Raw genomic sequence first — 25,414 nt, 5'->3', positions numbered from 1 at the left:
CCGTCAGTTCCCGCCCGCGGGCGCAGCGAATTCCGGTACCATCACCGAGAGCAGCGCGAGCGCAGGCTTGTCGCGCCCGGCGCGCGCGGCGGCCCCCGCCTCGTCGATCGCGCGCGCGACGATCTGCACGTCCACCACGCGCGGCCGCGCGACGAGAAGCCCGGGAACGGCAAGCGGCACAAGCTCCTCCCGCCCATGGAACAGCTCCTCGTAGAGCTTCTCGCCGGGGCGAAGGCCGGTGAACTGCACCTTCACGTCGACGTCGGGGCGAAGCCCGGCAAGCCTGATCATCTTGTGCGCAAGGTCGAGGATGCGCACCTGCTTGCCCATGTCGAGAACGAAGATCGCGCCACGCTCGACCGTCTCGGCGACGGAACCACCCCGGATCATCGTCGCCATCGCCTGCAGCACGAGGCCCACGGCCTCCTTCGTCGTCATGAAGTAGCGCACCATGTCGGGGTGCGTGACGGTCAGCGGGCCGCCGCGCGCGAGCTGCGCCTGGAACAGCGGCACGACCGATCCGGTCGACCCCAGAACATTGCCGAACCGCACCGTGACGAACCGCGTCGGGCTCGCCGCGTCCTTGGTCCTGAGGTCGAGGCCCTGGCAGTACATCTCGGCCAGCCGCTTGGTGGCCCCCATCACCGAGGTCGGGTTCACGGCCTTGTCGGTCGAGATCAGCACCACCGCCTCGGCGCCGACCGTGACAGCCGCATCAGCGACGTTGCGGGTGCCGCAGGCGTTGGTGAGGATCGCTTCGAGCGGGTTCGCCTCGACCAGCGGAACGTGCTTGAGCGCAGCTGCGTGGAACACGAGCTCCGGCCGCGAGCGCGCGAACAGGGCAGCGATGCGCTCGCGGTCACGGATGTCCATGATCACCGCCTCGCGCGCGAGCCTCGGCTGCGCGACCGCGATCTCCATGTCGATCGCGTAGAGCGCGAACTCGCCGTTGTCGACGAGCGTGAGGTGGGCCGGTCCCGCTTCCGCCACCTGGCGCACAAGCTCCGACCCGATCGACCCGCCGGCACCGGTGACGAGAACCCGCTTGCCGCGCGCGACGGCCGCGATCATCGCACGGTCGATCGGCGTCTCGGGCCTGTCGAGCAGCGATTGCGGATCGGCGGGCGCATCGTCACGCCGGCGCCTGGGTTGCCGCGGGCGGAGATCGGCCGGCCGCGGCACCTCAAAGAGCGGCAGGCCATGGTCGGCCGCCGCATCGCGCAGCTGCGTCAGCGCGAGGCCGGAGACGGCGCGCGAGGCGACCGCGACCGCGACCGGCGCATCCTTCGTTCCCGCGAGACGGTCGAGCACCACGCCAAGCTCGAGCAGCGTGCCGAGCACCGGCGCGCCGTGCAGCCGCTGCCCCACCATGTTCGGATCGACCGCGACGACGCCAACGACGCGGTGCCGCGCCCCGCTCTGCCGTGCGAGAGCACGCAGCAGAAGCTCCGCCTGGTCGCCGGCGCCGGCGAGGATGATGGGCGCCGCGTCAGGATCGCGGTGGACGCCGAGCAGCAGCGCGAGGCGATAGGCGCCGCGCGCGCCGATCACGAAGCTCGGCAGCAGGAGGAGCAGCAGCGCGATCGTGCCCGGCCGCGGCGGGTTGGGCAGGGCGAGGTGGGCGATGAGGCTTCCCGCCAGCGCGGCGAGGATGGCGGCGGCCGCAGCACGCGCCATCTCGACCGTGCCGCCGTGGCGCCAGCTGTCTCGCGGCACGCCGAGGGCTGCGAAGATGCCCAAACCCAGCGCCGCGAGGCCCAGCATGCGCGGGGCGAGCACCTCGGGCGGAACGCCGAACCAGGCGATCTCGGGCAGGGAGGCAGCGGCGGCGGCGAGCGCGGCGAGGCCCGTGTCGGCGAGCAGCGTTGTCTGCCGGCGCGAGAGCAGGCGGCGGAGGGACGGGACCAGCATCAGCGTTGGGTGTCGGGCGCCTCGGGTGAAGCGACTCGGGCAGCAAGCGGCCGGTCGCGGGCGGGCACCCTAGTTGAGCGGCCCCCCGCGATCAAACATGGCCGGTCAGCCCCCTGCTGTCAGCTTCGGGCTAGCTCCTGCTCGACCAGGGTCGCCCAATAGCTGGCACCCAGGGGCAGGATCGCATCGTTGAAATCGTATTTCGGGTTGTGCACGGGAACGGCGCCCACGCCATCCGCCCCCCGCTGGCCGATGCGGACGAAGCAGCCGGGTACCTTCTGCGCCATGTAGGCGAAATCCTCCCCGCCGAGGGTGAGCGGCTTCTCGCGGTGAACGCGGGCGGGGTCGAGCAGCCTGGCCGCCGCTGCCGCCGCACGCTCGGTCGCGTCGGGGTTGTTCATGACGATGGGGTAGCCGCGGGCGTATTCGAACCGCACCGCGGCACCCTGGCTCTCGGCGGTGGCCTTCGCGATCGCGCCCATCTGCGCTTCCAGGAGGTCCTGCGTCTCGGGCTTCATGGTGCGCACGGTGCCGTTGATGAAGGCCGTCTCGGGAATCACGTTGCCCGCGCTGCCGGCATGGAACTGCGTGATCGACAGGACGGCGGCGTCCGCCGGGTCGACGCGGCGTGAGATCAGTGTCTGGTACGCCATCACGATCTGCGCGCCGATGGTGATGGGGTCGATCGTCATGTGCGGGCGCGCGGCGTGGCCGCCACGGCCATCGATGTGGATCGTGAAACGATCCGAGGCCGCACTGTTCGGCCCGGCGACGACGTACATCTCGCCCACCGGCAGCGAGGTGTCGTTGTGCGCGCCGTAGACGGCGTCCGCCGGGAACAGATCGAACAGCCCTTCCTCGACCATCATGCGCCCGCCACCCGCCCCTTCCTCGGCCGGCTGGAACACGAAATGCACCGTGCCGTCGAAATTCTTCGTCTCGGCGAGGTAGCGCGCGGCACCGAGCAGCATGGTGGTGTGCCCGTCATGCCCGCAGGCATGCATGCGGCCGGGGGTGGTGGAGCGGTGGGCGAAGCCGTTCGCTTCCTCCATCGGCAGCGCATCCATGTCGGCGCGGATGGCGATGGCGCGGTTCGACGTGCCGACCTTCAGCGAGCCGACGACGCCCGTGACGGCGAGCCCCGTGTGCACCGCGATGCCCCAGGAGGCGAGCTTCTCCGCCACGATCGCCGCCGTGCGGTGCTCCTCGAGCCCGAGCTCCGGGTGGGCGTGAAGGTCACGCCGCCAAGCGGTGAGGTCATCGGCGAAGGCAGCGATGCGGTTGTGGACGGGCATGGACGGCTCCGGTCACGCGGGGGAGGGTGGCGGAAGGAAGCATGCGGGGGCGAAGGGGGGAAGGGAGGGGCTGTCGGGTCAGACATCACCCTGAAACGTGGCGGGCGCACACAGCCGCCATCGGCAACACCATGCGAGAGCGTGTCATGCAGAACCGCCTCCCCCTGCTCTTCCTCGCCGCGGCCGCCCTCTGCCTCGTCGCGGGCACAGGTCTCGGCATCGCCATGGGTGTCGCGCATGATTTTCGCTTCGCGCCCGTGCACGCGCACCTGAACCTGCTCGGCTGGACGTCGCTCGCGCTCATGGGGCTCACCTTCCGCGCGTATCCGGAACTCACCGCCAACCGTGCGGCAGCGGCCGCGCAACTCGTGCTCTCGGGTACGGCGGCGCTGTTCTTCCCGCTCGGCATCGCGATCTCGATCGACAGCGGCAACCCCGCGGCGGCGATCGCCCTCTCCCTCGTCTGGCTCGCTGGTGCTGTGCTGTTCCTCGCGCGCCTCGCCCTGCTCGCGCTCAGCGGCGTGACGCAGCGCACAGGAGAGAAACACGATGTGCGCCACGCGACATCGGCCTGAAACGAAACGCGCGCATGGTTCCGACACAGGAACCAACCCGGATACCGTGCCATGCAGCGCCCCAGCATCCTCCTCCTTGCCGCGGCTGACCTTGCCGCCGTCGCCGCCGTCGTGGCGCTGGTCGCGACCGGCAGCGTCGGCCCGCTCAGCCTCACGCCGGAACAGGCGCATCTGAACCTCCTCGGCTGGGCCTCGGTCGCTGCCATCTGGCTCGCGCACGCACGCCTGCCGGTGCTGATCGAGAACCGTGCGGCGACGATCGCGCAGGCCGTCCTTTCCGGTGGCGCGGCGCTCGGCTTCCCCGGCGCCATCGCCATCGCCGAGGCGGGAGACGGGCGCGCGCTCACCGCCCTCACGCTCGTGTGGATCGCGGGCGCGGTGCTGTTCCTGGCGCGACTGATGCGGCTTGCGCTCGGCCAACGCGCCCCCGCCGCCGCGTGACCGGGCGGGCGCGACGCGCCATGCTGCGCCGATGGATGACGAACCGCCGCTGAACCCCACCAACTCGCTCGGCCTTCGCCTGGTGATGGGCGTGGTCGCGCCGGCGACGAACACCACCGTGCAGCCGGAGATGGAGGCGCTGCGGCCCGAGGGCGTGATCAACGCCCATGCGCGCATCCCGAACCCCGACTGGCTGGTGGCGACGGATGCCGATGCGGCCTCCGCCCGCGCCGCGATGGTCGCAGGCCTTGGTGCCGCGCTCGACACGCTCGTCCCGGCGAGGCCCGATCACGTGATCCTTGGCGTGATGGTGGAGAATTTCGTCGGTGACGGCGAGGCGGGTGCCAAGCTGCTCGCCGATGCGTCAGCCCGCGTTGGCTGCCCCGTCACGGCGACGACGCATGCGATCCTCGCCGCCCTTGCCGCGCTCGACATCCGGCGCATAGCACTGCTCTCGCCGTTCATGCCGGAGGGCGAGCGGGCGGCGAGGCGGTTCCTGGAGGCGGCGGGGCATGAGGTCGTGCGAAGCCACGCGATGGCGATCCCTGGCCCGGCGGCCATCGCGCGCGTGCCCTTGATGCGGCTGCGCGAGGCCGTGCGCGAACTCGACTGTCCGGAGGCGGAGGCGATCGTGCAGGTCGGCACCAACCTGCCCTTCGCGGGCGTGGCGCTGGAGGCGGAAACGGCGCTCGGCAAGCCGGTGATCGCCTCGAACCCGGCGACCTACTGGCACGCACTCCGCCGCGCCGGCATCGATGACCGGCGCAGCGACGCGGGCAGGCTGTTCAGGTCCGCTTAGTCCACGTGCATGCGAGAGACTGCCTGGAAACTCGCTGCTGTGAGTCGGCTGGCGCAGTGTCCGAGAACCGGCGCGCAGCGGGCTGGAGGCCCGTGAGCACCGGAAGCGCAGGACACAAAGCCAGACGGCCCCAAGAACACTTTTTGGAGCAGTTAGAGTTTACGGGCGGTCTCTCAGGCGGCGTCTTCCTCGGACCGCCGCTCCGCCCGCTTGCGGGCGTTCGGGTCGAGGAAGCGCTTGCGGAGGCGGACGGCAGCGGGCGTCACCTCGACCAGCTCGTCATCCTCGATATAGGCGATTGCCTGCTCGAGGCTCATCTTGCGCGGCGGCACGAGAAGCATCGCATCATCCTTGCCGGCAGCACGGATGTTGGTGAGCTTCTTCTCCTTGATCGGGTTCACGTCGAGGTCGCCGGGGCGGGAGTTCTCGCCGAGGATCAGCCCCTCGTACACCTTGTCGCCAGGGCTCACGAACAGCGTGCCGCGCTCCTGCAAATAGAACAGCGCGTAGTGGATCGCCTCGCCATCGGCGTTGCTGATCAGCGTGCCGTTCCGGCGCCCCTCGATCGGGCCCTTCCACGGGCCGTAGCCGGCGAACAGGCGGTTCATGATGCCGGTGCCGCGCGTGTCGGTCAGGAATTCGCCGTGATAGCCGATCAGCCCGCGGCTCGGGATCAGGAAGGTCAGCCGCGTCTTGCCGCCGCCCGAGGGGCGCATGTCGCGCAGCTCGCCCTTGCGCTGCGACATCTTCTCGACGACGGAGCCCGTATAGGCCTCGTCGACGTCGATCAGCGCCTCTTCCATCGGCTCCTCGCGGGCACCCGTCTCCTCGTTGCGGCGGGTGATCACGCGCGGGCGGCCAATCGCGAGCTCGAACCCCTCGCGGCGCATCTGCTCGATCAGCACGCCGAGCTGGAGCTCGCCGCGGCCGGACACCTCGAAGGCCTCCGCCTCCTCGCTGTCCTTCACCTTGATCGCGATGTTGCCTTCGGATTCGCGGTAGAGGCGGTCACGGATCTGCCGCGACGTGACCTTCTTGCCCTCGCGGCCGGCAAGCGGGCCGTCATTGATGCGGAAGGTCATCGACAGCGTCGGCGGGTCAACGGGCGTGGCCGGCAGCGGCACGGCCTGCTCGGGCGCGCAGATCGTGTCGGGGACGGTCGCCTCGGCAAGGCCGGCGATGGCGATGATGTCGCCCGCCTCCGCCTCCTCGACCGGCACGCGATCGAGGCCGCGGAAGCTCATCAGCTTCGAGAGGCGGCCCGTCTCGACCACCGTGCCGTCAGGCCGCATCACCTTCAGCGGCATGTTCACCCGCGCGCGGCCCTGCTCGAGCCGGCCGGTGAGAACACGCCCGAGGAAGTTGTCGTAGTCGAGGATGGTCGCGGCCATCGCGAAGGGCGCGTCGGCGTCGAGCTTGGGCGCGGGGATGTGCGAGAGGATCAGCTCGAACATCGCCGAGAGGTCCTTGCGCGGACCGTCCATCGTCATGTCGGCCCAGCCCTGGCGGCCGGAGGCATACAGCATGGGGAAATCGAGCTGGTCGTCATCAGCGCCCATGGCGGCGAAGAGGTCGAACACCTCGTTGTGCACCTCGTCGGCGCGTGCGTCCTGGCGGTCGACCTTGTTCACGACGACGATCGGGCGAAGCCCGCGGGCCAGCGCCTTGCCGACGACGAACTTGGTCTGAGGCAGGGGCCCCTCGGCGGCATCGACCAGCACGATCGCGCCATCGACCATGTTCAGGATGCGCTCGACCTCGCCGCCGAAATCGGCGTGGCCCGGCGTGTCGACAATGTTGATGCGGTTGCCGTTCCAGACGACCGAGGTGCACTTGGCGAGGATGGTGATGCCACGCTCACGCTCGAGGTCGTTGCGGTCGAGCGCACGCTCGGCCACCTGCTGGTTGTCGCGGAACGCGCCCGACTGCCGCAGCAGCTGGTCGACCAGCGTGGTCTTGCCATGATCGACATGCGCGATGATCGCGATGTTCCGGATGTTGGTCGTGCTCATCGGGCAATCCTGTTGTGGCAAACGCCAGCGCCCCGGGCACATCGGATCGCATGCCCGTGGTCTGTCAGGTCTGCCGTGCGGCTTCGTTCCGGGCACACATAGTGGCCCGGGCGGGCGGATGCGAGGAAAAAGACAGCATGACTGTCCTGTGACGGGCTTCGTAGGCCCTCAAGCGCCGGGCGGCCGCGTCCGCGGCCTTGGCTCGCGCCATAGGGCGCGGCGCGCCCCGGCAGCGAGCGAAGCGAGCACAAGGGGCAACGCCATGCATCGCGCGCTTGCTCGCTGCGCTCGCTGCCCTCAAGCGCCGGGCGGGTGCGTCAGGTCTGGTCGGGGGGCGGCTCGTCGGGGGGCGTCGCGCCCTTGATGGCGTACCAATCCTCCTCCGGCACCGCCTTCTTCACCTCGACGCCGCCACCGCCCCAGTGGAACTCGCCCCCGTCGGGGGTGAGGGGGGCGGCAAGCTCCGCGTCCATCAGCAGCTTGCCCGAGGCGAAGGCGGCAGCGGCGGCGAACACGCCCTGCAGGAAGCTGCCATCGGGGGCCGGCATCCGCGGCATGTCAGTCACCTCGAGCGTGAGGTAGCGGGCCGCGCCGACCTGCCAGGCAGCCTCCGCCGCACGGTCACGCTCGAGCGCCGAGAGCCTGGCCCTGAGCGAGGCGATCGCCGCCTCCTGGGCCAGCAACACCTGCGCCATCACCCCGGCCGGGTCGGCCAGCGCCCCGGCCTGGTCAGCGGCGTAGCGCATCGCCTCGGGGTCGTGCGAGAGCCCGGCGAGGCCGCCAAGTCGCTCGAACAGCCTCGCGATCAGCGTTGCCTCGTCCCCGGTCATGCGCCCCTCACCACATCGCGATCAGGCGGCGAGGCCGAGCCGCTCTGCCGCCAGCGCGGCCAGAGGGCGCACCGGCCGCGCGCCGTAGTGGCTGATCGCCTCTGCCGCTGCCAGCGACCCGAGCCGCCCGCTCATCGCGAGGCCAAGCCCGCGCACGTGCCCGGCCAGGAACCCCGCCGCATAGGCATCGCCCGCCCCGGTCGTGTCGACCACCTGGGCAGGCTCGGCGTCGATCACGTGCACCTCGTTGCCGGCGACGATGATCGACCCCTTCTCACTCCGCGTCAGGCAGGCGACCTTGGTCTCCGCCCGCACCGCCGCGAGTGCCTCGTCGAACCGGCTCACCTCGTAGAGCGAGAGGATCTCGGCCTCGTTGGCGAAGAGGATGTCCACCTCCTCGCGCACCAGGGCGCGGAAGGCGGCGCGGTGACGGCCGACACAGAACGGGTCCGACAGCGAGAGCGACACCTCGCGCCCCGCCTGATGGGCGAGGGCCGCGGCCTTGCGGAACGCCGCCTGCGCGGCAGGCGGGTCGAACAGGTAGCCCTCGAGATAGGTCACGGCGGAGGCGGCGACCAGCGCCTCGTCGATGTCCCCCTCGGCCAGGTTCACGCAGGCGCCGAGATAGGTGTTCATGCTCCGCTGCGCATCGGGGGTGACGAGGATGAGGCAGCGCGCCGTCGGCGGGCCATCGGCAGCGGGCGGTGTGGTGAAGGCGACGCCGGCTGCCCGGATGTCGTGGGCGAACACGGCGCCGAGCTGATCATTCCTCACCTTGCCGATGAAGGCGCCGGGGGGGCCGGCCTGGCCCACCAGGCTCGCATAGGCCGCCATCGTGTTGCCGGCCGATCCGCCCGACACCTCGACCGCGGGACCCATCGCGGCATAGAGCGCCACGGCGCGGGCATCGTCGATCAGCGTCATCGTGCCCTTGTCGATGCCCTCAGCCGCGAGGAACGCATCGTCGCAGCGGCCGAGCACGTCAACGATCGCGTTGCCGATCCCCAGAACGCCATATGTCGCCGCAATCCTGTTCATCACCACTCCCGCCATGCATCACCATAACCGTACTTTGCTTAGCCTGCCGCGCGAGGTTCCGCCATGATCGCACTCGCATGATCACGGCCTGGTTCCTCGCCATCGAACAGTTGACTGACAAGCGCATGCGGCGGCCGCTCCTGCTCGGCCTCGCCGCCGCGGCGCTGATCTTCGCGCTGTTGTTCGGCGCCGGGCTTTGGCTAATCGCGGGTGCGGCGGTCGATGGCGGCTGGCTGGAACGCCTGCTCGAGGCGCTGGGCGGCATCGCGGCCTTCGCCTTTGCGGTGCTGCTGTTCGGGCCGGCGACGCTGATCGTCGCGGGCCTGCTGCTCGACGGCGTGGCCGATGCGGTGGAAGCGCGGCACTACCCGACCCTGCCGCCTGCCCGGCACAGCGGCGTGGGCGAGCAGCTTCGCGCAGGCCTCGGCCTCGCCGGGCGGGTGCTGCTGCTGACGCTCTGCGCGGTGCCGATCGCCGTGCTGCTGCCAGGCGTCGGCTGGCTCATCTGGCTCGCGGTCTCTGCCTACGCGCTCTCGCGCGAGTATGGCGAGCTTGCCGCGCTCCGCCGCCTCGACCTGGCCGACGCACGGGCCTGGCGGCGTCGGAACCGGCTCACGCTGTTCCTCGCCGGCCTGCCGGCGGCGGCGCTGATGCTCGTGCCGATCGCCAACCTTCTCGTCCCGGTGCTGGGCGCCGCTGCCTTCACGCACCTCGCGGCACGGCTCGGCGCTGCCTCACCTGGCGTGGCCTCACCCGGGGCGCGCATCTGAAGCCTGCGTTTTGGCCGTTCGCGTGCGTTGCGACGCATGTGCACGGGTGTATGATCGATTTCCGCGCTGCGTGGTGCCGACCGTTGCGCGCCGCGCAGCACCCAGAAACGACCAAGGCCGAGGAAGACACCCCTGTCCCTGTTCCCGAAGACGCGCAAACCGTCAGACCCGCCGGCGCAGCCGCAGGCAGCGCCGACCGATCAACGCCCCACGATCCGCAGCAACGAGAGCACGACACAGATGTCGACAAAGCCTGGCTTCCCCGCGACCGGCATTCCCCCCGCACCGGCCGCCACGCCGGGAATGACAGGCATGCGCCCTGCCGCCGCCCCAGCGGCCAAGCCCGCAGGCTCCGACCGCCGCTCGCTCGTCGTCGGCCGCGGCATCGCGCTCGCCGGCGGGGTGATCAGCGATTGCGAACGCCTCGAGGTCCACGGCACGGTGGAGGTGAGCCTCAATCACGCGGTGGAGCTCTCGATCGCCGAATCGGGCGTGTTCCGTGGCGAAGCCGAGATCGACGAGGCCGACATCTCCGGCGCGTTCGATGGCGCGATCACCGCCAAGTCGCGGCTGGTAGTGCGCGCGACGGGCAGGCTCTCCGGCACGATCCGCTGCGCGCGGTTGACGGTCGAGGACGGGGCACAGGTGTCGGGCCGCATCGAGATGATCGCCGCCGCCCCGGCAGCGGTCGCCGCGCCAGCACCGGCAGCCGCGCCCACCACGGCACCTGACCCCTACGCCGCGCCGGCGGAACCCGCCTACGCGCGGACCTGACACCAGGCCGCTGCCGCAGGCGGCGCCGCGCCCCGCAACCTCCAGACCTGGGCCTCAGGAGCGCCGCAAAGAGCGTCATGCCCCGACCGAAACTCGCCGCCCTCGCGCTCATCGCGGGGGCGGCCGCCCTCCAGGCCTGCGGAACCCCTCAACCCACGCGCGATGAGGGCCGTGCCAACCCGCCTGAGGCTGCCGCCAGCGCGTCTGGCGGCGCCCCTTTCGTCCCCGCCTCGGCCACGCTCGCGGCCGTGCCGCGCGCCGCCGCGACGTCACCGCGCTCACCCGCCCCGGCGCCACAATTCTCCGAGGGCCGCTCGCCACGATCGGCCCGCGACCTCGCCGGGCTGACCGACGGGCAGCTTCTCGCCGTGATGGGGGAGCCTGACCTGAAGCGTGACGAGGAGGGAACCCAGGCCTGGCTCTACCGCAGCCCAGCCTGCCTCCTCGACGTATTCCTCGAGGCGGAGGAGCTGGGGGGCGAACCGCGCGTGGTGCTCGCCACCGCACGGCAGACGGGGGCCGCACGCATCGCCGAGGAAACCTGCCTCCGCGGCCTCGCCCGCGCTCGAGCAGGCCTCAGGCAGCCCTTCCAGCCTTAGGAACTGGGCCTCTCAGCCGTAGCGAAGCAATCTGGGGCCATGGGCCGCGAGCCAGCCCTTTGCGGCCTCGGTATGCGGCGTCAGATGCGCGACTGCTGCCCAGAAGCGCGGGCCATGGTTCATCTCGGCGAGATGCGCCACCTCGTGCGCGATGACGTAGTCGAGGACCCAGGACGGGGTCAGCACGAGACGCCATGAGAAGGCGAGCGTGCCGTCGGGCGCGCAGGAGGCCCAGCGGCTTCGCTGGTCCTTGATGCTGATGCGGGCCACGCGGCGGCCGATGCGTCCGGCATGGATGGTGGCGCGCGGGGCGATCTCGGCCCTCGCATGCTCGCGCAGCCAGGCGGTGACGCGGCGCGGCACGAACGCAGCCTCGCCCGAAACGTGGATCTCCTCGCCTTCGAGCCAGACGCCCCCGACCTCGCCCGGGCAGTGGCGGATCGCGTACGGGCGGCCGAGCAGGGGAACGAGAGCGCCATCGGCGAAGGGAACGCGCGGCGAGAGTGCCGCCAGCCGCTCAGCCACCCAGCTGCTGTGCGCGCGCAGCAGCGCGATGCCCTGGCTGCGCCCGGCGCGCGGCGGCAGCGTCACCACCACGGCCCCCGCGGCAGGGTCGATGCGCAGAGTGACGCGGCGGGCGCGCGGGCTGCGCCGCCACTCGACCTCCATCACCCCATCCTCGAGCGGCAGGGTTTCGCGCGCCGTGCTCTGCGTCGTGAGCAGCGGGAAGGCGGTGCGGGAGCTCGGGGGGCGGGGCATGTCGGCACCAACATGCCAAGCAAAGGGGGGCGGGTTCAACCACAGAGGAAGATGGGTCTCCGTGATTGGGCAGACGGCCGCGCTGTCGGGGCGTAGTGTCGGCGGCACGTGAGCGCCACCAGCACCATTCCGGCACGCCCCGATGCCACGGCATTCCTGCTTCTCGCTGCCCTCGGCACGCTCTGGGGCCTCACGCCCGCGATCGGAAAGACAGGCTTCACGCTGGGCGCGGTCCCACTCGGCTACGTGGCCCGCGCAGCGACGGTTGCTGCGATCGCTCTCTTCATCGCCGGCGCGGCGCGGCGTCGCATCCTGCCGCTCGACCGCCAGGGCCTGCGCTTTCATCTCGGCAGCGGGCTCATCGGATTCGCGGTGCCGAACCTGGTGAGCTTTCTCGCGCTGCGGCACGTGCCGGCAGGACTGTTCTCGCTCGTCATCCCGGCCGCACCGCTCGTGACCTTCGTGCTCACCGCCGTGATGGGGATCGAGCGACCGACGATGCGGCGTGCGGGCGGGGTGGTCATCGCCCTCGCCGGCACGCTGCTCGCGCTCAGCCCAGGCGCCGCGCTGCCGCCTGGCGGGGCGATCGGCTGGGCATTCGCGTGCCTCGCCGTGCCGGTGTGCTACGCGGTCTCGAACGTGTTCGCGGTGAAGTTCCGCCCCGCCGGGGCCGACCCCCTGGCGCTGGCCTGCGGCACCGCGGCGGGCGCGTCATTCTGGCTCACGCTCGCCTCCTTCCTGCCGGGCGAGCCCTGGGGGCAGATTGCACCGTTCCGGGCACCGAACATCTCCGATGCGCTCGCGGTGTCACAGGGGCTGCTGACGGCCGTTGCGTATGCGATCTATTTCCGCCTCCTGACGCGCCATGGCGGCGTGTTCGCCTCGCAGGTCGGCTACGTTCTCGTCGTCACGGGGCTCGGCTGGGGCGCACTGATTTTCGGCGAGGTGCCGGGGCTGCTGGTGGTGCCGGCGACAGTGCTGATCTTCATCGGCCTCGCGCTCGTCACCTCCCGCAGCAGACGCGGCCGATAGGCAACACGCGGCATCGCGGCCATTCTCATGAAGTTGCATCTGTGGTACCCGCTTCCGACGAATGATGTCTGCAAGAGGATCTCATCGTGGTTGCCTCTGAGGAGCAAAGCCGGCACGGCAGAATTTGCTATCTCACCGTCAGCTATAGCGGTGATATTGATCGTTTTGCTCTACTTCGCAGATCTTTGACGCTGTTTTCTCCTGGCATAGACCATGTTCTATATGTCGACCAGGATGATCTTCCCCTTTTCATGGACCGTTTCAGGACTGAGCAGGGCCTGACTATCCACTCCACCCGGAACGTCCTGCAGCCTCAGATCGAGCGCGCACGAAAGTTCTGGCGCCGGCTCAGGAAGCCGTTCACGGAGCGGTTCGGATGGCGACTCTTCGTCGACGTGAAATTGTCGGGGTGGAGAATCCAGCAGGTCGTGAAACTTGCAGCGGCGGCGCGCGTGCCATACGACGCGATCGCCTTCCTCGATTCCGACGATTTCCTTTGCGGCAACATGACTGCCCAGGACTACTTCATCGGGGATGACCTTGTCCTGCTGGAGACGCCAGCGAGGACATACGAGGATTATTTATTTGATTCTTTTCGGCAGTCGCTCACAGGTCACTCGCTCATGGACGAGGCATCCTGCTTCAACTATATCCATACGCCGCCGCGTTTTCTCCGGCGTACAGTCGCACGCACGCTGGCACATCTCGAAGCCACACATGTTTGTTGGCAGCGGGCTGTCATCGCAGCGGAAATGCCCTCCGAGTACGCTCTTCTTGGCTGGACCGCGCGTGTTCTTGAGAATTATGCCGGCTACAAGCATAATCCAATGGGGCCCCAAAACTGGGCTTACGTCGTGAAATCCTCCGATCAGCTTGACCAAGCAATGGAGACCTGTCGGTCCGAGCGAGGCAAGCGGGCGTTTTTCCTGATCCAGTCGAACATGGGTGACAGCCAGTACATTCCCCGTGCGCGTGCGCTGATCGAGGAGCTCGCGCAACGGCAATAGCACGCCAAGCGCCCCCACTCGGACGCGGAGCGGTCTTCAATTGGCTCGCAGCCACGACGCGCCGACGGTTCGCTCGCGCCCCTGAGGTCGGTGCCGCTCACGTCAGGGGGGTGAAGTCACGGGGGCCAAGTCACGGGGGCCAAGTCACGGGGGCCAAGTCACGGGGGCCAAGTCACGGGGGCCAGAAAAGCAGCAGCAGCGGCAGTGCGACCGCGACGACGACGACTTCGAGCGGCAGGCCGAGCGGCCAGTAGTCGCCGAAGCGGAACCCGCCTGGGCCCAGGATCAGCGTGTTGTTCTGGTGCCCGATCGGGGTGAGGAACGAGCATGACGCGCCGATCGCCACCGCCATCAGGAACGGATCGGCCGAGGCGCCGAGCGACGCAGCGGTGCTGACGGCGATCGGGCACATCACCGCGGCGCAGGCCGTGTTGTTCACCACATCGGACATGAACATGGTGACGACGATGATCACGAGCAGCGCGGTCACTGTGCTGCCGCCGGCGATGCCGCCGATGACGGAGGCGGCGATCACCTCCGCCAGCCCCGTGGCGGCGACGGCATCAGCCACCGGCATCAGCGCGCCGAGCAGCACGATCACCGGCCAATCGATTGCGGTGTAGACGCTGCGCGGCGGCACCACGTTCGTGACCATCGCGCCGAGCATGGCGGCGGCGAACGCCACCGCCGCGGGAACGCCGAGCACGGTGGCCAACACTGCGCCGGCCAGCAGGCCGACCGAGAGGATGATCTGCGTCCTGTCGGGCAGACGCAGCGATCGTTCCGCCAGCGGTGCGCAGCCATAGTCGGCGGCAAAGCTCGCGATCGCGTCCTCGTCACCCTGCATCAGGATCACGTCGCCGGGCAGCAGAGGTGTCGCGCGCAGCCGCTCCGTCGTGCGCCGCCCCTGGCGCGAGAGGGCGAGCAGGTTCACCCCGAAGCGCGAGCGGAGCGAGATGTCGCTCGCCGTGCGGCCAGCGATGGCAGCGCCCGGCAGCACCACGAGCTCGATCAATGCCGGGCCGGCAGCCGCCTTGCTCTCGGCCGCCTTCTCCCCGCTCGGCCTGGCATCGACCTTGCTGGCCTCCTTCACTGCCTCCTCGAGAACGAGGCCGAGCTCGGCGAGCAGGGCCGAGAGCGCATCGGGATCGGCTTCGACCTGCAGGATGTCGCCTTCGCGGATGTCTGTCCGTGCATAGGGCGTACGCACGCGCACCTGGTGGCGAAGGAGGCCGAGCACCTGCGCATTCGCCGTCTCGAGCGCCTGTTCGATGTCGGCAAGCGTCATGCCGATCGCCTTCGCACCGGCAGGCACCTTCGCTTCCGTCAGATAGTTCGCCGTATCGAAGCCGCCGAGGCCTGCCTCCGGGCGCACCGGAACGAGGAAGCGCGCGGCCAGCACGATGAACAGCGTTCCCGCGATCGCCACGGGAAGGCCAACGGGGGTGAAATCGAACATGCCGAACGGCGCGGCCCCGTTCTGTGCCCGGAACGATGCCACGACAAGGTTGGGCGGTGTTCCGATCAGCGTGACGATGCCGCCCAGCACCGTGCCGAATGCCAACGGCATCAGCACGCGGCCCGGCGGGATCTGCTTGCGCTTGGCGAGCTGGATGGCGAGCGGCATCACCATCGCGAGCGCGCCGACATTGTTCATGAAGGCCGACAGCCCCGTGGCCACCACCGTCAACGCGCCGATCGACACCGTCTCGCCGGCATCCTTCGGCAGCACGCGCAAGGCCAGCGCGTCGACCGCACCCGATCGCTGCAGCCCGCGGCTCAACACCAGCACGCAAGCGACGGTGATCACAGCCGGGTGCCCGAAGCCGGCGAAGGCCGCCTCGCCGTCGACGAGGCCGGCGGCGACGGCGGCGATCAGCGCAGCCAGCGCCACCATGTCATGCCGCCACCGCCCCAGGATGAACATCGCGATCGCAGCGACGATGATCGCCGCGAGCAGCCCCTGGGGCAGTGTCACGGCACCCGGCCGCCGCTTCCGCTGCCGGTATCGTCGTCGCGCGCGAGGCCGTAGGGGCGCACGAGCGCCCAGACATGGGCGGGGATCATGTGCTTCATGCGCGCAGGCTTCTCGCGCCTGAGGTGCACCACCGTCTCGACCGCCTTCATCTCGACGCGCGCACGCGCGAATTCGAGGCCGCGGGGGCCGATTCGCGGCATCAGCCACGAGACGATCGGCCGCACCCAGTTCGGCATGCGCCTGAGCGGCATGCCGCCGGCCGCGCGCAGCGTGTTGGCGAGGAAGCCCTTCACCGGCCCCGCCCGCTTGCCCGCGCTGCCCGGTGCGGTGAGCACCACCTCATCGCCGAGAAGGTCGAGCAGGCGCTCGCCGCGCTCGTTGCGAACAAGCAGCCACTGCTCGCCCTGCCCGCCCATGTAGCCGATTGTGATGTCGGCCAGCACGTTGGTGTAGTCGACGCAGGTGCGGCAGGTGAGCGGGAAGAAATCCGGCGGCAGGCGCGAGATCGGCAGGTCGAGGAACGGGATCTCGCGGCGCGTGCCGTCGGCGAAGCGAAGCTCGACCGTGTAGTCGGCGCGGAACTCGAGATAGGTGATCGTGTCGGGTGCATCCGACAGCAACGCAAGGAAGCGGTGAAAGTTGTCTGTCGTCGTGTTGTCGGAGCACGGCGTGCCGATCACGGTGATGCTCTCGAAACCCAGGCGCTCCTCGATCGCCCGCAACGCATACACCTGGCAGGGGATGCCGATCACCGCGATGCGCCTGTGGCCGGCCGCGGCGGCGGGTTCGAGCAGGGCGAGCAGCGGCGCATAGCCCATGCGCATGCCGCGGACGCCCGCCATGCCCTCGGCGCGGGTGACAAGGACGGGAACCGGCCGCCAGCGATCATCCTCGGCCGGCGCCATGGTCAGCACCGCGTCGACCGCACCGGTCTCGAGCAGGCGTTCGGCGAGGCGCGTCGTGATGCCGGTCCACTGCGCGCCCTCGATCGGCGCGGCCATGCGCGCGCGCAGCATGCGGCGGAACGGACCGAAATGGAGTTCGTCGGGCCGCGACGAGTCGCGCGCACGGCCATGCACCTTCGCTTCCATCGCGGGATAGTCAGGCGCGATGAACTGGCAGGCGGTGCCACAGGCCCTATGGTCGGCCATGCGCGAGACGCCGCAATCGGTGCAGAGGCCGCGCGGCTCCGGCGCTCGCAGCGACGGCGCCGTCATGCCCTGGGTCACGCCACGAGCCAATTGTCGAGCAGCCGGACGCTGCCGAGCCTGGCGGCCGCGACGAGGCGTGCGGGCTCGGTCGCCCGGTCGAGCGGCTGCATCGTCTCGGCGGCGACGAGCGCGAGATACTCCACGCCGAAGCCTGCCTGCGCCAGCCGCGCCATGGCCGCCCCAAGCACGGCGGTTGCGTCCGCGCCCGCGGCGATCGCCGACGCGGTGGCGAAGCCCTCGCGGGCCAGCAACGGGGCTGTCGTACGCTCCGCCGCCATGAGGAACCGGTTGCGCGAGGAGAGGGCGAGGCCGTCGTCCTCCCGCACGGTCGGCACGGGGAGGATGGCGATCGGGATGTCGAGGTCACGCACCACGCGGCGGATCACCTGCAATTGCTGCCAGTCCTTCTCGCCGAACACTGCCACATCGGCGCGCGCCTGGAGGAACAGCTTCGTGCACACCGTCGCCACGCCACCGAAATGGCCGGGCCTCGCCGCGCCCTCGAACCGCTCGGCAGGGCCGCCGACGGTCACGGCGGTCGCACGGTCGGGCGCGTACATCGCCTCCGGCGCGGGAACCCAGGCGAGGTCGCAACCGGCCGCCGCCAGCATCGCAAGGTCGGCCTCCTCGGTGCGGGGATAGCGCGCGAGGTCGGAGGCCGCGTTGAATTGCAGCGGGTTGACGAAGATCGAGGCGACGACGCGATCCGCCACCGCGCGCGCTGCGGCGACGAGGGCGATGTGGCCGGCGTGCAGCGCCCCCATCGTCGGCACCAGCGCGACGCGGCCCCGCATGGCCGCGCGGGAGGCGCGGAGCGAGGTGAGGTCGCGCGTAACAGTCATTGCCGCCACAATCGTTCCTCGCGGGGACCTACGCTACTTCATCGAACATCTACAACAAAAAATTCTTCAGAACATCATATAGAAACGCGACACCGATGCCTGTGAAAATGGCCATGATCAATAACTTTTGGGACTGTATCGTGTTGCGCTTAGCGGCGCTCTCATACTCGAGCAGCGGATACAACCATCTTGCATACTGAAACGAAAGCCTTCCAAAAAGACCAACAAGTAGAACGGAATAGAGATATATTGCAACTAAGGCGACAAGAGATTGTCCCAACGGCTCGTTAGGGACGTAAAGCTGTATCCGCCAAAGCAAATAAAGATACATCGGAAATACAAATACATATAAGTATAAATCATAGACGCCGCTGAAATGGATAAAATACCGCACAGATGACTTGTTCTTTAAGAACTCATTTATTTTATGGTACGTTTCTATGACCCAGGATTCACTATCGCCCTCTATCGTTATTTCACTCCCATTCGCAGTTGGATTAGAGGGCATCGTCAAGAAGTCTATCGCCAAGCTTGGACGTTTAAAGTCCAGGAAAATATTCATGAAGTTATTGGGTGGGAAGTTGGCGCGGGCCTCGAAAGGAATCCGCGTGTTTATGTAAATGGATTGGACATCCTCTGGAAAAGAGTCTCCTGAGAAATCAGGCACTCCGTTACCAGCATAGCTGTCACCATCGGGCTTGTTGACTCTGTAACTGATCAGGAAAACCTCTCGTACCCGAGCAGAAAATTCATCTTTTTTATCCGCGTCACCCTGAAATGAATCAATCTGTATTGTGACAGATTTTTTCAACTGAGACTCTACGATATGGAACAAACGCTCGATGTCATTCCTACTGAGCTGGGCGCTAGACACTTGAATCTGACGTTGAAAATATGGGTGCCCACTCATCTTTATCCCTAATTCTTGATGTTCGCCTTTTTTGCTTACTGTCCGTGAAACCTGCTTATCACTACGCGGCCTTCGCGAGCCCCGCGATGCCGGTCGCATCGAACGCGGCGAGGTAGGCGGCCGCGGCTTCGGGCTTCAGCGGCAGGTTCGGGGGGCGGATGCGGCGCCAGGCGGCGTTGCCCGTCTGCCGCGCCACAACCTCGCGCAGGCCCCCGATCAGCGGGGCCGACGTCGCGACCTTGCGGGTTGCAGTGAGGATCGCCTGCGCTGCCTCCTCGGCGGCACGGTCACCCGCGCGGAAGGCGCGCACCACCGCGCCGCCCGCGGTGCAGTTCACGTTCGACGCGGCCGTGATGCAGCCGGCACCCCCCTCATGCAGGATGCGCGCGAGGAACTCGTCGGAGCCGGAATAGACCTCGAATCCATCGGCGGCGAAGGCATCGATCATCGCCTTCATGTTCGCGTAGTCGCCGGAGCTGTCTTTCACGCCCTTGACCACGCCGGGGAACGCCTTGAGCAGCCGGCCGATGAGGTCGAGACTGAACGGCACCGCCGATTGCTGGGGGAAGTGGTAGACGTACACCTTCACGCCGCCGCCGACGCGGTTGATCACTTCCGAGAAGTAGGCGAACAGCCCGTCATCGGAGGGGTTCTTGTAGTAGAAGGGCGGCAGCATCAGCACGCCGGGGCAGCCGAGGCGCTTCGCGACCTTCGTCAGTTCCACCGCATCGGAGAAGGCGGGGCAGCCGGTGCCGGGCATCAGCTTCGCCGCCGGGATGCCGGCAGCAACCAGCCCTTCCATCACGGCGATGCGCTCGGCCACCGAGAAGCTGTTCGCCTCGCCCGTGGTGCCGAGGATGCCCAGCCCGTTGCAGCCATTGGCCAGCAGCCAGCGGCAATGCGCCGCCATCAGGCCGATGTCGGGTGCGAGGTCAGCGTCCATCGGCGTCAGCACCGCCGCGTTCACGCCGCCGTAGATCGCTTGCTCGAGCATCGTTGCCATTGGTCATTCCTCCCGCAGGTATGGGCGGAGGAAAGGCCCGCGCGCGCGCGCCGTCAACCCGGTGGGCTCTTGGCACCCTTCGGCCAGCGCCGCGGCCAGGCGACGACGTGGTCCTCGACCGGCCCTGCATCGCGCTCGCTGATCGCCCGCCCGCGCACCGACACGCCCGCCTCGTGCACCGTCTCGGACGAGCCGGAGACGAGCGGGTGCCACCAGGCGAGGTCACGGCCATCGGCGACCAGGCGATAGGCGCAGGTGGGCGGAAGCCAGTCGACGCGGCGGACGACCTCAGGCGTCAGCCGCACGCAATCGGGCACGCGGCGCTGGCGCTTCGCATAGTCGGTGCAGCGGCAGGCGGCGACGTCGAGCAGCCGGCAGGCGACGCGGGTGAAGGCGAGGGCGCCATCGTCGGCATCGCGCAGCTTGTGCAGGCAGCAGCGACCGCAGCCGTCGCAGAGGCTTTCCCACTCGGCAGCACTCATCTCCTCGAGCGTCTTCTGCCGCCAGAACGGCAGCTCCGGCGGCACGGGAGTGGCAGACACGGCCGGAGGCTCAACCCTGCGAGAAATTGGCGAGCGCGGCGCGCAGGTTGTCGGCGCCCGGGTTGTGCACTTCCATCGTCAGGACGATCTGCTCGGCCGAGACCTGGCGACCGAAATACGCGGCGTTGTCGTTGTTGCGGCGCGACATCAGGCTACCCTCGAGCGTGATGCCGGCGAACAGCCCCCGCGATTTCGCCACCGATACGATATCGGCCCTGAGCGCGGACGTTGTGCCACCCTCGATGCCGGCACCGATGGTCGCGACCGCGATCGAGGCATCGCCGCCGATCTTGAACTGGTTCTGCAGCACCGCGTTCAGCGCGCGGTCGTTCATGATGAAGATCATGATCTGGCTGTCCGACACGCCGATCTGCAATCCGATCGAGCCGGATCCGATGCTGTAGAAGGCAGGCGACGACCAGTTTCCGCCGCCGTCGCGCGCCAGCAGCACGCCGTAGCCGCCCTCGCCGCCGACGATGAAGCCGCCGCGGAACACGCGCGGGAACACCATCACCGCGCGCGCGCGGCGTAGCGCAGGCTTCACGTCGCCCGCATGCTGGTCGGTCATGATCTCGTTGACGGTCAACGTCGCACGGTCGACCAGCGCCTGCTGCTCCGCTGCCGCCAGCGCGCTGCGTGGAGCGACGAGCGGCGCGGCGACAAGTGCCGCCGTGCCGGCGAGCAGGAAGCGTCGCGTATGGGTCCTGTTCATGCGCAGGGTCCTTCCCCCAGGATCGTTCACATTGGCATGGGCCAGAGCCCCGAATCGCGTCAACGCCTTTGCTGCGCCGCGGGCCGCACGTTCTCGCGCGCTATTCACCGACATTGAGCAGCAGCCCCTTCTGCCGCGCGATGCGGAACACCCAGGCGAACAACCAGGCCGCGAGCCCGAGCCAGACGACATTGAGCACCGCGGCCGCGGCGAGGTGGCCAGTCGCCACGCTTCCCTCCAGCAGCGCCGCACGCATGCCCTCGAACACATGCGTCGCGGGGATCGCGAGCGCGACCGGTTGCAACCAGGACGGGAGGATCGACACGGGATAGAACACGGCCGAGAGCGGGGCGAGGCCGAACAGCACGCTCCACGCCAGCGCCTCGGCGCCCGCACCGTGGCGCAGCACCATGGCGGTGACGGCAAGTGCCACGGCCCAGCCCATCGCCATCAGCAGCGCGAAGAACGCGATCAGCACGAAGCCCATGTCGGTGATCGCGAAGGCGTAGAGCGCCCAAGCGAGCAGGATCGCCGGCACGATGCCCGCCGTCATGCGGAGCACGCTCATGGTGACGAGGCCGGCGACCAGTTCCCACGGCCTGATCGGCGAGACGAAGAGGTTGCCGAGGTTGCGCGACCACACCTCCTCCAGGAAGGAGATGGCAAAGCCCATCTGGCTCCTGAGGCACACCTCCCACAGCAGCACCGCCCCGATCAGCACGCCCGACGCCGCCGCCGCCCAGCCGGAGGAGCGGACCATGAACTCCGACACGAAGCCCCAGATGGTCATCTGCAGGATCGGCCAGTAGGCCAGTTCGAGCAGCCTGGGCCATGAGCGGCGGTAGAGCGCGAGGTGGCGATAGACGAGCCCCCAGACGCGGCGGCCGGAGAGTGCCACTGGCCCGCTCATCTCCCGGCCTCGGCGGCAACGCCTGTCCCACGAGCAATATCAAGAAAAACCTGCTCGAGGTCCTCGCGGCCATACCTGTCGATCAGCGCGGCGGGGCTGCCCCGGTCGACCACACGGCCAGCCTTGAGCATCACCACGTCGGAGCAGAGGCGCTCGACCTCGGCCATGTTGTGGCTCGCCAGCACGATCGTCGCGCCCGTGCTGTCGCGGTAGCGCTCGAGCCAGCCGCGCACCGTATCGGCCGTGTCGGGGTCGAGGCTCGCCGTCGGCTCGTCGAGCAGCAGCACCGCGGGGGTGTTGATCAGCGCCTTGGCAAGTGCGACGCGCGTCTTCTGCCCGGCCGAGAGCTCCCCCGCCGGCCGGTCGAGGAAGCGGCCGAGGTCAAGCTCCTCGGCCAGCTGCGCGATGCGCTTGCGCAGTCCCCCGACGCCATAAAGATGGCCGTAGACGGTGAGATTCTCGCGCACCGAGAGCCGGTGCGGCAGCGCGACATAGGGCGAGGAGAAGTTCATGCGCGACAGTGCCGCGAACCGGTTGGTCGCCATGTCGTGGCCGAGCACGGTGATGCGCCCGCCATCGGGGATCAGCAGGCCGAGCAGCATGGCGATCGTCGTCGTCTTGCCGGCCCCGTTTCCCCCGAGCAGGCCGAGCACCGTGCCAGGCCGCGCATCGAATCCCACCTGGTCGACCGCCGTCACCGGCCCGTAACGCTTCACCAGCCCCTCGGCGACGATCGCGGGGGCGTCCGCAGTGTCCCTCATGCCTGGATGTTCCTCATGGCGGAGGCTTGGACCCGTCCCGCAAGGAGCGCAAGTCACGCGGTGGTTGCGCACCCTTCCGCGTCGCCCGGCGTCCCTCTACCTTGGCGCGAGAGCCTCGTGAGCAAGCCCGAACCAGAAACACCCCGTGCCCGGCACCAGCGACGACATCATCCAAGCCCCCGCCAGCCTGCCCGAGGGCCTGCGCGTCTATGCCGTGGGCGACATCCACGGCAGCATCGACAAGCTAGACGCGCTGCACGAGCTGATCGCCGAGGACGCCGCACGCGCGCCTGAGGCGCGTCGGGCGATCGTGTATCTCGGCGACTATGTCGATCGCGGCACCGACAGCCAGGGCGTGATCGAGCGCCTTCTGCCTCCCCCCCGCTTCGGTGCCGAGGCTGTGCACCTCGCCGGCAACCACGAGGCGATGATGCTCGATGCCCTGACACGCCCCGGGGATGACGCAGCGATCGCCCGCTGGATCGACAATGGCGGTGCGGCGGCCCTCGCCTCCTGGGGCATCGATGCCTATGGGAGCGACCCGGCCGGCTGGGCCGCGGCGATCCCACCGGAGCAGCTCGCCTTCCTCCGCCAGCTCCGCCGCCGGGCCGCCTTCGGGGGGTATCTCTTCGTCCATGCCGGGGTAAGGCCGGGTGTTGCCCTCGACGCCCAGGACCCTGACGACCTGCTGTGGATCCGCGAGCCGTTCCTGTCGTCCACGGCCGATTTCGGTGCGGTGGTGGTGCATGGCCACACGCCGGGGCGGGACGTGGTGGTGCGCAAGAACCGCATCGGCCTCGACACCGGCGCGGTATTCGGCGGCCACCTCACCTGCGCCGCGTTCTGGTCCGACAAGCTGACGCTGATCCAGGCATGACGATGGGCATCGCCGGATCCGACGAACACGCAGGGACGCTGGCGAGACCGCCGCACGTGACGGATGCACCACGATCGGCTAGGCCAGGGTAATGCCAGACCCAGTGACACCGGACCCAGCGACACCCGGGGGGGACCTCGCCCTCGACCCGCACCGCGCCGATCTCGCCAACGGCCTCGCCGCGCTCAAGCGCGCCTCCGTCCTCGTCATCGGCGACGCGATGCTCGACCGGTACGTGTACGGCACGGTGACGCGCGTGAGCCCGGAGGCGCCGATCCCGGTGATCGCGGTCGAGCGCGAGGTGGCGATGCCGGGGGGTGCTGGCAACGTGGTGCGCAACATCACCGCACTCGGCGCCTCCTGCGCCTTCGTCACGGTGGTGGGCGACGACGTCGCGGGCTCCGACCTCACCGCCATCATCGGCGGGCAGCTGAAGGTCGAGCCGTGGCTGCTCGTCCAGGGCGGGCGGCAGACCACGCTCAAGACACGCTACATCGCCGGCGGCCAACAGCTTCTGCGCGCCGACCGCGAGACCACCGACCCGATCCACCCGAAGCTCGCCGAGCGCCTGGTGCGCATCGCCGGCGAGGCGATGGCCGCGTGCCGTGCCGTGGTGATCAGCGACTATCGGAAAGGCGTGCTCGCCGGCACCTCGGCACGCACCATCATCGCCGCGGCGAACGCAGCCGGGCGCATCACCGTGGTCGATCCCAAGGGGCCCGACTATGCGCGCTATACCGGTGCCGACGTGGTGACGCCGAACCGCCGCGAGCTCGCCGAAGCCTCGGGAATGCCGACCGACACGCCGGGGGAGGTGGTGGCGGCGGCGAAGGCGATGATCGCCGCGCACGGCTTCGGCGCGGTGCTCTGCACACGGTCCGAGGACGGAATGACCCTGGTGCGGAAGGATGGCAGCATCACCCATTTCGCCGCGGAGGCGCAGGAGGTGTTCGACGTCTCCGGCGCCGGCGACACGGTGGTGGCCACGCTGGCCGCCTCGCTTGCCGCCGGGCTGCCGATCGAGGTCGCGGCGCGGCTGGCCAACATCGCGGCCGGCGTCGTCGTCGGCAAGATCGGCACGGCGGTGGCGCGCGAGGCCGAGATGCTCGCCGTTCTCGCCCCGGCCACGGGGGCGCTGCGCAAGGTCGTCACCCGCGACGAGGCGGCCGAGCAGATCGAGCGCTGGCGCCGGCGCGGCTGGCGCATCGGCTTCACCAATGGCTGCTTCGACCTGCTGCATCCGGGCCATGTGCACCTGCTGGCCCAGGCGCGCGCGCAGTGCGACCGCCTCGTCGTCGGCCTCAACTCCGATGCCTCCGTCCGCCGCCTCAAGGGCGCGACGAGGCCGGTGCAGACAGAGGCCGCGCGCGCGGCCGTTCTCGCCTCGCTCGCCGATGTCGATCTCGTCACGGTGTTCGAGGAGGATACGCCCGAGGCGCTGCTCGGCGCCCTCCGCCCCGACGTTCTTGTGAAGGGGGCCGACTACACGATCGAGACGGTGGTGGGCGCCGAGCTGGTGCGCGGCTGGGGCGGGCGCGTGTTCCTGGCCGAACTCCTGCCCGGCAACAGCACCACCGCGACGATCGCCCGGCTGCGCGGGTGAGGCGGCGGTCCGCTCTCGCGGCGCTCCTGATGCTCGCCGCCTGCGGGCAGCGGATCACCGTTTCCGAAACGATCGAGACGGCACCGCTGCCGATGCCGCTCACGCCGGCGCTGATCGTGCCTGGCGTGATGCTGCCGGCCACACTGGACGACCGCGATGCCCGCGAGGTCGAGGCGCGCGCCGCACTGGCGCGCGCGATCGGCGAGCGGCCGACGGCGGAGCC

Annotated in this window: 26 protein-coding genes; 11 read left to right on the top strand and 15 right to left on the bottom strand. The window is 69.2% G+C overall.

Translation table 11 applies throughout. From position 1 onward, the window contains the following. Positions 1–3: 3 nt before the first annotated feature. Positions 4–1,911, bottom strand: coding sequence for a nucleoside-diphosphate sugar epimerase/dehydratase (locus Q0C38_RS16850; RefSeq protein WP_291298279.1), 1,908 nt, complete (start codon positions 1,909–1,911; stop codon positions 4–6). A 119-nt stretch (positions 1,912–2,030) separates the two neighbouring features. Continuing rightward, entirely contained in the window at positions 2,031–3,206 is a 1,176-nt protein-coding gene (locus tag Q0C38_RS16845) for a M20 aminoacylase family protein (protein ID WP_291298278.1), read from the bottom strand. 146 nt (positions 3,207–3,352) lie between these two features. Here Q0C38_RS16845 and Q0C38_RS16840 point away from each other — a divergent pair, with 146 nt between their 5' ends. From Q0C38_RS16840 to Q0C38_RS16830, 3 genes are read left to right on the top strand one after another with little or no spacing between them, the layout of a single operon-like run. Then, positions 3,353–3,781, top strand: coding sequence for a hypothetical protein (locus Q0C38_RS16840; protein WP_291298277.1), 429 nt, complete (start codon positions 3,353–3,355; stop codon positions 3,779–3,781). A gap of 51 nt (positions 3,782–3,832) precedes the next feature. Further along, positions 3,833–4,222: a hypothetical protein gene (locus tag Q0C38_RS16835; protein WP_291298276.1), complete on the top strand. Its 390-nt coding sequence runs from the start codon at positions 3,833–3,835 to the stop codon at positions 4,220–4,222. A 31-nt stretch (positions 4,223–4,253) separates the two neighbouring features. After that, a complete protein-coding gene (locus Q0C38_RS16830) occupies positions 4,254–5,021 on the top strand; it encodes an arylmalonate decarboxylase (protein ID WP_291298275.1) in 768 nt (255 codons plus the stop codon). A 173-nt stretch (positions 5,022–5,194) separates the two neighbouring features. On the opposite strand, the gene typA is transcribed toward Q0C38_RS16830, so the two are convergent. The 3 genes from typA to Q0C38_RS16815 form a co-directional block, all read right to left on the bottom strand. Continuing rightward, positions 5,195–7,033, bottom strand: coding sequence for a translational GTPase TypA (gene typA, locus Q0C38_RS16825; protein WP_291298274.1), 1,839 nt, complete (start codon positions 7,031–7,033; stop codon positions 5,195–5,197). A 317-nt stretch (positions 7,034–7,350) separates the two neighbouring features. Then, entirely contained in the window at positions 7,351–7,863 is a 513-nt protein-coding gene (locus tag Q0C38_RS16820; protein ID WP_291298273.1) for a DUF2076 family protein, read from the bottom strand. 21 nt (positions 7,864–7,884) lie between these two features. Continuing rightward, positions 7,885–8,901 (bottom strand): adenosine kinase, encoded by a 1,017-nt coding sequence (locus Q0C38_RS16815; protein WP_291298272.1) that lies wholly within the window; start codon positions 8,899–8,901, stop codon positions 7,885–7,887. Positions 8,902–8,978: 77 nt separating this feature from the next. On the opposite strand from Q0C38_RS16815, the gene Q0C38_RS16810 reads away from it, so the two are divergent. The 3 genes from Q0C38_RS16810 to Q0C38_RS16800 all read left to right on the top strand — a co-directional run bounded on the left by Q0C38_RS16810 (position 8,979) and on the right by Q0C38_RS16800 (position 11,044). Continuing rightward, on the top strand, positions 8,979–9,671 hold the full coding sequence (locus tag Q0C38_RS16810) for an EI24 domain-containing protein (RefSeq protein WP_291298271.1): 693 nt from the start codon (positions 8,979–8,981) through the stop codon (positions 9,669–9,671). 240 nt (positions 9,672–9,911) lie between these two features. Beyond that, positions 9,912–10,445: a polymer-forming cytoskeletal protein gene (locus tag Q0C38_RS16805; protein ID WP_291298270.1), complete on the top strand. Its 534-nt coding sequence runs from the start codon at positions 9,912–9,914 to the stop codon at positions 10,443–10,445. Between the two features lie 77 nt (positions 10,446–10,522). Further along, on the top strand, positions 10,523–11,044 hold the full coding sequence (locus tag Q0C38_RS16800; RefSeq protein WP_291298269.1) for a hypothetical protein: 522 nt from the start codon (positions 10,523–10,525) through the stop codon (positions 11,042–11,044). Positions 11,045–11,056: 12 nt separating this feature from the next. On the opposite strand, the gene Q0C38_RS16795 is transcribed toward Q0C38_RS16800, so the two are convergent. Further along, the gene (locus Q0C38_RS16795; RefSeq protein ID WP_291298268.1) at positions 11,057–11,803 is read right to left on the bottom strand and encodes a M48 family metallopeptidase; all 747 of its coding nucleotides are present in this window, start codon (positions 11,801–11,803) and stop codon (positions 11,057–11,059) included. Positions 11,804–11,911: 108 nt separating this feature from the next. Between Q0C38_RS16795 and Q0C38_RS16790 the strand changes: the two genes are divergently transcribed. Then, positions 11,912–12,835 (top strand): DMT family transporter, encoded by a 924-nt coding sequence (locus Q0C38_RS16790; protein WP_291298267.1) that lies wholly within the window; start codon positions 11,912–11,914, stop codon positions 12,833–12,835. An 86-nt stretch (positions 12,836–12,921) separates the two neighbouring features. Continuing rightward, complete coding sequence (locus tag Q0C38_RS16785; RefSeq protein WP_291298266.1) at positions 12,922–13,842, top strand: DUF6492 family protein; 921 nt, start codon at positions 12,922–12,924, stop codon at positions 13,840–13,842. A gap of 172 nt (positions 13,843–14,014) precedes the next feature. On the opposite strand, the gene Q0C38_RS16780 is transcribed toward Q0C38_RS16785, so the two are convergent. The 9 genes from Q0C38_RS16780 to Q0C38_RS16740 all read right to left on the bottom strand — a co-directional run bounded on the left by Q0C38_RS16780 (position 14,015) and on the right by Q0C38_RS16740 (position 22,711). Next, positions 14,015–15,820: an SLC13 family permease gene (locus tag Q0C38_RS16780; RefSeq protein ID WP_291298265.1), complete on the bottom strand. Its 1,806-nt coding sequence runs from the start codon at positions 15,818–15,820 to the stop codon at positions 14,015–14,017. Further along, the gene (locus tag Q0C38_RS16775) at positions 15,817–17,037 is read right to left on the bottom strand and encodes a Coenzyme F420 hydrogenase/dehydrogenase, beta subunit C-terminal domain (RefSeq protein ID WP_291298264.1); all 1,221 of its coding nucleotides are present in this window, start codon (positions 17,035–17,037) and stop codon (positions 15,817–15,819) included. The genes Q0C38_RS16780 and Q0C38_RS16775 overlap by 4 nt, the downstream gene beginning before the upstream one ends. An 8-nt stretch (positions 17,038–17,045) precedes the next feature. Continuing rightward, a complete protein-coding gene (gene panC / locus Q0C38_RS16770; protein WP_291298263.1) occupies positions 17,046–17,873 on the bottom strand; it encodes a pantoate--beta-alanine ligase in 828 nt (275 codons plus the stop codon). 49 nt (positions 17,874–17,922) lie between these two features. Further along, positions 17,923–18,882, bottom strand: a complete 960-nt coding sequence (locus Q0C38_RS16765; protein WP_291298262.1) for a hypothetical protein — start codon at positions 18,880–18,882, stop codon at positions 17,923–17,925. Further along, positions 18,845–19,786, bottom strand: a complete 942-nt coding sequence (locus tag Q0C38_RS16760) for a dihydrodipicolinate synthase family protein (protein WP_291298261.1) — start codon at positions 19,784–19,786, stop codon at positions 18,845–18,847. Before Q0C38_RS16760 ends, Q0C38_RS16765 begins: the two co-directional genes overlap by 38 nt. Positions 19,787–19,839: 53 nt before the next feature. Further along, positions 19,840–20,313 carry a YcgN family cysteine cluster protein gene (locus Q0C38_RS16755; protein ID WP_291298328.1) on the bottom strand — a complete coding sequence of 158 codons (474 nt, stop codon included), beginning with the start codon at positions 20,311–20,313 and terminating at the stop codon, positions 19,840–19,842. A gap of 25 nt (positions 20,314–20,338) precedes the next feature. Beyond that, complete coding sequence (locus Q0C38_RS16750; protein WP_291298260.1) at positions 20,339–21,040, bottom strand: lipid-binding SYLF domain-containing protein; 702 nt, start codon at positions 21,038–21,040, stop codon at positions 20,339–20,341. A 100-nt stretch (positions 21,041–21,140) separates the two neighbouring features. After that, entirely contained in the window at positions 21,141–21,950 is an 810-nt protein-coding gene (locus Q0C38_RS16745) for an ABC transporter permease (protein WP_291298259.1), read from the bottom strand. Then, complete coding sequence (locus Q0C38_RS16740) at positions 21,947–22,711, bottom strand: ABC transporter ATP-binding protein (protein WP_291298258.1); 765 nt, start codon at positions 22,709–22,711, stop codon at positions 21,947–21,949. The genes Q0C38_RS16745 and Q0C38_RS16740 overlap by 4 nt, the downstream gene beginning before the upstream one ends. A 145-nt stretch (positions 22,712–22,856) precedes the next feature. Here Q0C38_RS16740 and Q0C38_RS16735 point away from each other — a divergent pair, with 145 nt between their 5' ends. From Q0C38_RS16735 to Q0C38_RS16725, 3 genes are all read left to right on the top strand, one after another. Next, the gene (locus Q0C38_RS16735) at positions 22,857–23,588 is read left to right on the top strand and encodes a metallophosphoesterase family protein (protein ID WP_291298257.1); all 732 of its coding nucleotides are present in this window, start codon (positions 22,857–22,859) and stop codon (positions 23,586–23,588) included. Between the two features lie 91 nt (positions 23,589–23,679). Further along, positions 23,680–25,191, top strand: coding sequence for a D-glycero-beta-D-manno-heptose-7-phosphate kinase (rfaE1, locus tag Q0C38_RS16730; RefSeq protein ID WP_291298256.1), 1,512 nt, complete (start codon positions 23,680–23,682; stop codon positions 25,189–25,191). Beyond that, a partial coding sequence (locus Q0C38_RS16725; RefSeq protein WP_291298255.1) for a hypothetical protein occupies positions 25,188–25,414 on the top strand: 227 nt, incomplete at its 3' end. The genes rfaE1 and Q0C38_RS16725, both read left to right, overlap by 4 nt.

This window comes from Elioraea sp., from assembly GCF_022842375.1.
In the GTDB taxonomy this organism is placed as follows: Bacteria; Pseudomonadota; Alphaproteobacteria; order Acetobacterales; family Acetobacteraceae; genus Elioraea_A.
Note: the sequence above shows the minus strand (reverse complement) of the source record. Positions and strands in the feature narration are given on the sequence as shown.

Bases quoted from the DNA above. Each gene is read 5' to 3' on its own strand.
- Q0C38_RS16850 (WP_291298279.1), bottom strand. From the start codon at position 1,911: ATGCTGGTCCCGTCCCTCCGCCGCCTGCTCTCGCGCCGGCAGACAACG.
- Q0C38_RS16845 (WP_291298278.1), bottom strand. From the start codon at position 3,206: ATGCCCGTCCACAACCGCATCGCTGCCTTCGCCGATGACCTCACCGCT.
- Q0C38_RS16840 (WP_291298277.1), top strand. From the start codon at position 3,353: ATGCAGAACCGCCTCCCCCTGCTCTTCCTCGCCGCGGCCGCCCTCTGC.
- Q0C38_RS16835 (WP_291298276.1), top strand. From the start codon at position 3,833: ATGCAGCGCCCCAGCATCCTCCTCCTTGCCGCGGCTGACCTTGCCGCC.
- Q0C38_RS16830 (WP_291298275.1), top strand. From the start codon at position 4,254: ATGGATGACGAACCGCCGCTGAACCCCACCAACTCGCTCGGCCTTCGC.
- typA (WP_291298274.1), bottom strand. From the start codon at position 7,033: ATGAGCACGACCAACATCCGGAACATCGCGATCATCGCGCATGTCGAT.
- Q0C38_RS16820 (WP_291298273.1), bottom strand. From the start codon at position 7,863: ATGACCGGGGACGAGGCAACGCTGATCGCGAGGCTGTTCGAGCGACTT.
- Q0C38_RS16815 (WP_291298272.1), bottom strand. From the start codon at position 8,901: ATGAACAGGATTGCGGCGACATATGGCGTTCTGGGGATCGGCAACGCG.
- Q0C38_RS16810 (WP_291298271.1), top strand. From the start codon at position 8,979: ATGATCACGGCCTGGTTCCTCGCCATCGAACAGTTGACTGACAAGCGC.
- Q0C38_RS16805 (WP_291298270.1), top strand. From the start codon at position 9,912: ATGTCGACAAAGCCTGGCTTCCCCGCGACCGGCATTCCCCCCGCACCG.
- Q0C38_RS16800 (WP_291298269.1), top strand. From the start codon at position 10,523: ATGCCCCGACCGAAACTCGCCGCCCTCGCGCTCATCGCGGGGGCGGCC.
- Q0C38_RS16795 (WP_291298268.1), bottom strand. From the start codon at position 11,803: ATGCCCCGCCCCCCGAGCTCCCGCACCGCCTTCCCGCTGCTCACGACG.
- Q0C38_RS16775 (WP_291298264.1), bottom strand. From the start codon at position 17,037: ATGACGGCGCCGTCGCTGCGAGCGCCGGAGCCGCGCGGCCTCTGCACC.
- panC (WP_291298263.1), bottom strand. From the start codon at position 17,873: ATGACTGTTACGCGCGACCTCACCTCGCTCCGCGCCTCCCGCGCGGCC.
- Q0C38_RS16765 (WP_291298262.1), bottom strand. From the start codon at position 18,882: ATGCGACCGGCATCGCGGGGCTCGCGAAGGCCGCGTAGTGATAAGCAG.
- Q0C38_RS16760 (WP_291298261.1), bottom strand. From the start codon at position 19,786: ATGGCAACGATGCTCGAGCAAGCGATCTACGGCGGCGTGAACGCGGCG.
- Q0C38_RS16750 (WP_291298260.1), bottom strand. From the start codon at position 21,040: ATGAACAGGACCCATACGCGACGCTTCCTGCTCGCCGGCACGGCGGCA.
- Q0C38_RS16745 (WP_291298259.1), bottom strand. From the start codon at position 21,950: ATGAGCGGGCCAGTGGCACTCTCCGGCCGCCGCGTCTGGGGGCTCGTC.
- Q0C38_RS16740 (WP_291298258.1), bottom strand. From the start codon at position 22,711: ATGAGGGACACTGCGGACGCCCCCGCGATCGTCGCCGAGGGGCTGGTG.
- rfaE1 (WP_291298256.1), top strand. From the start codon at position 23,680: ATGCCAGACCCAGTGACACCGGACCCAGCGACACCCGGGGGGGACCTC.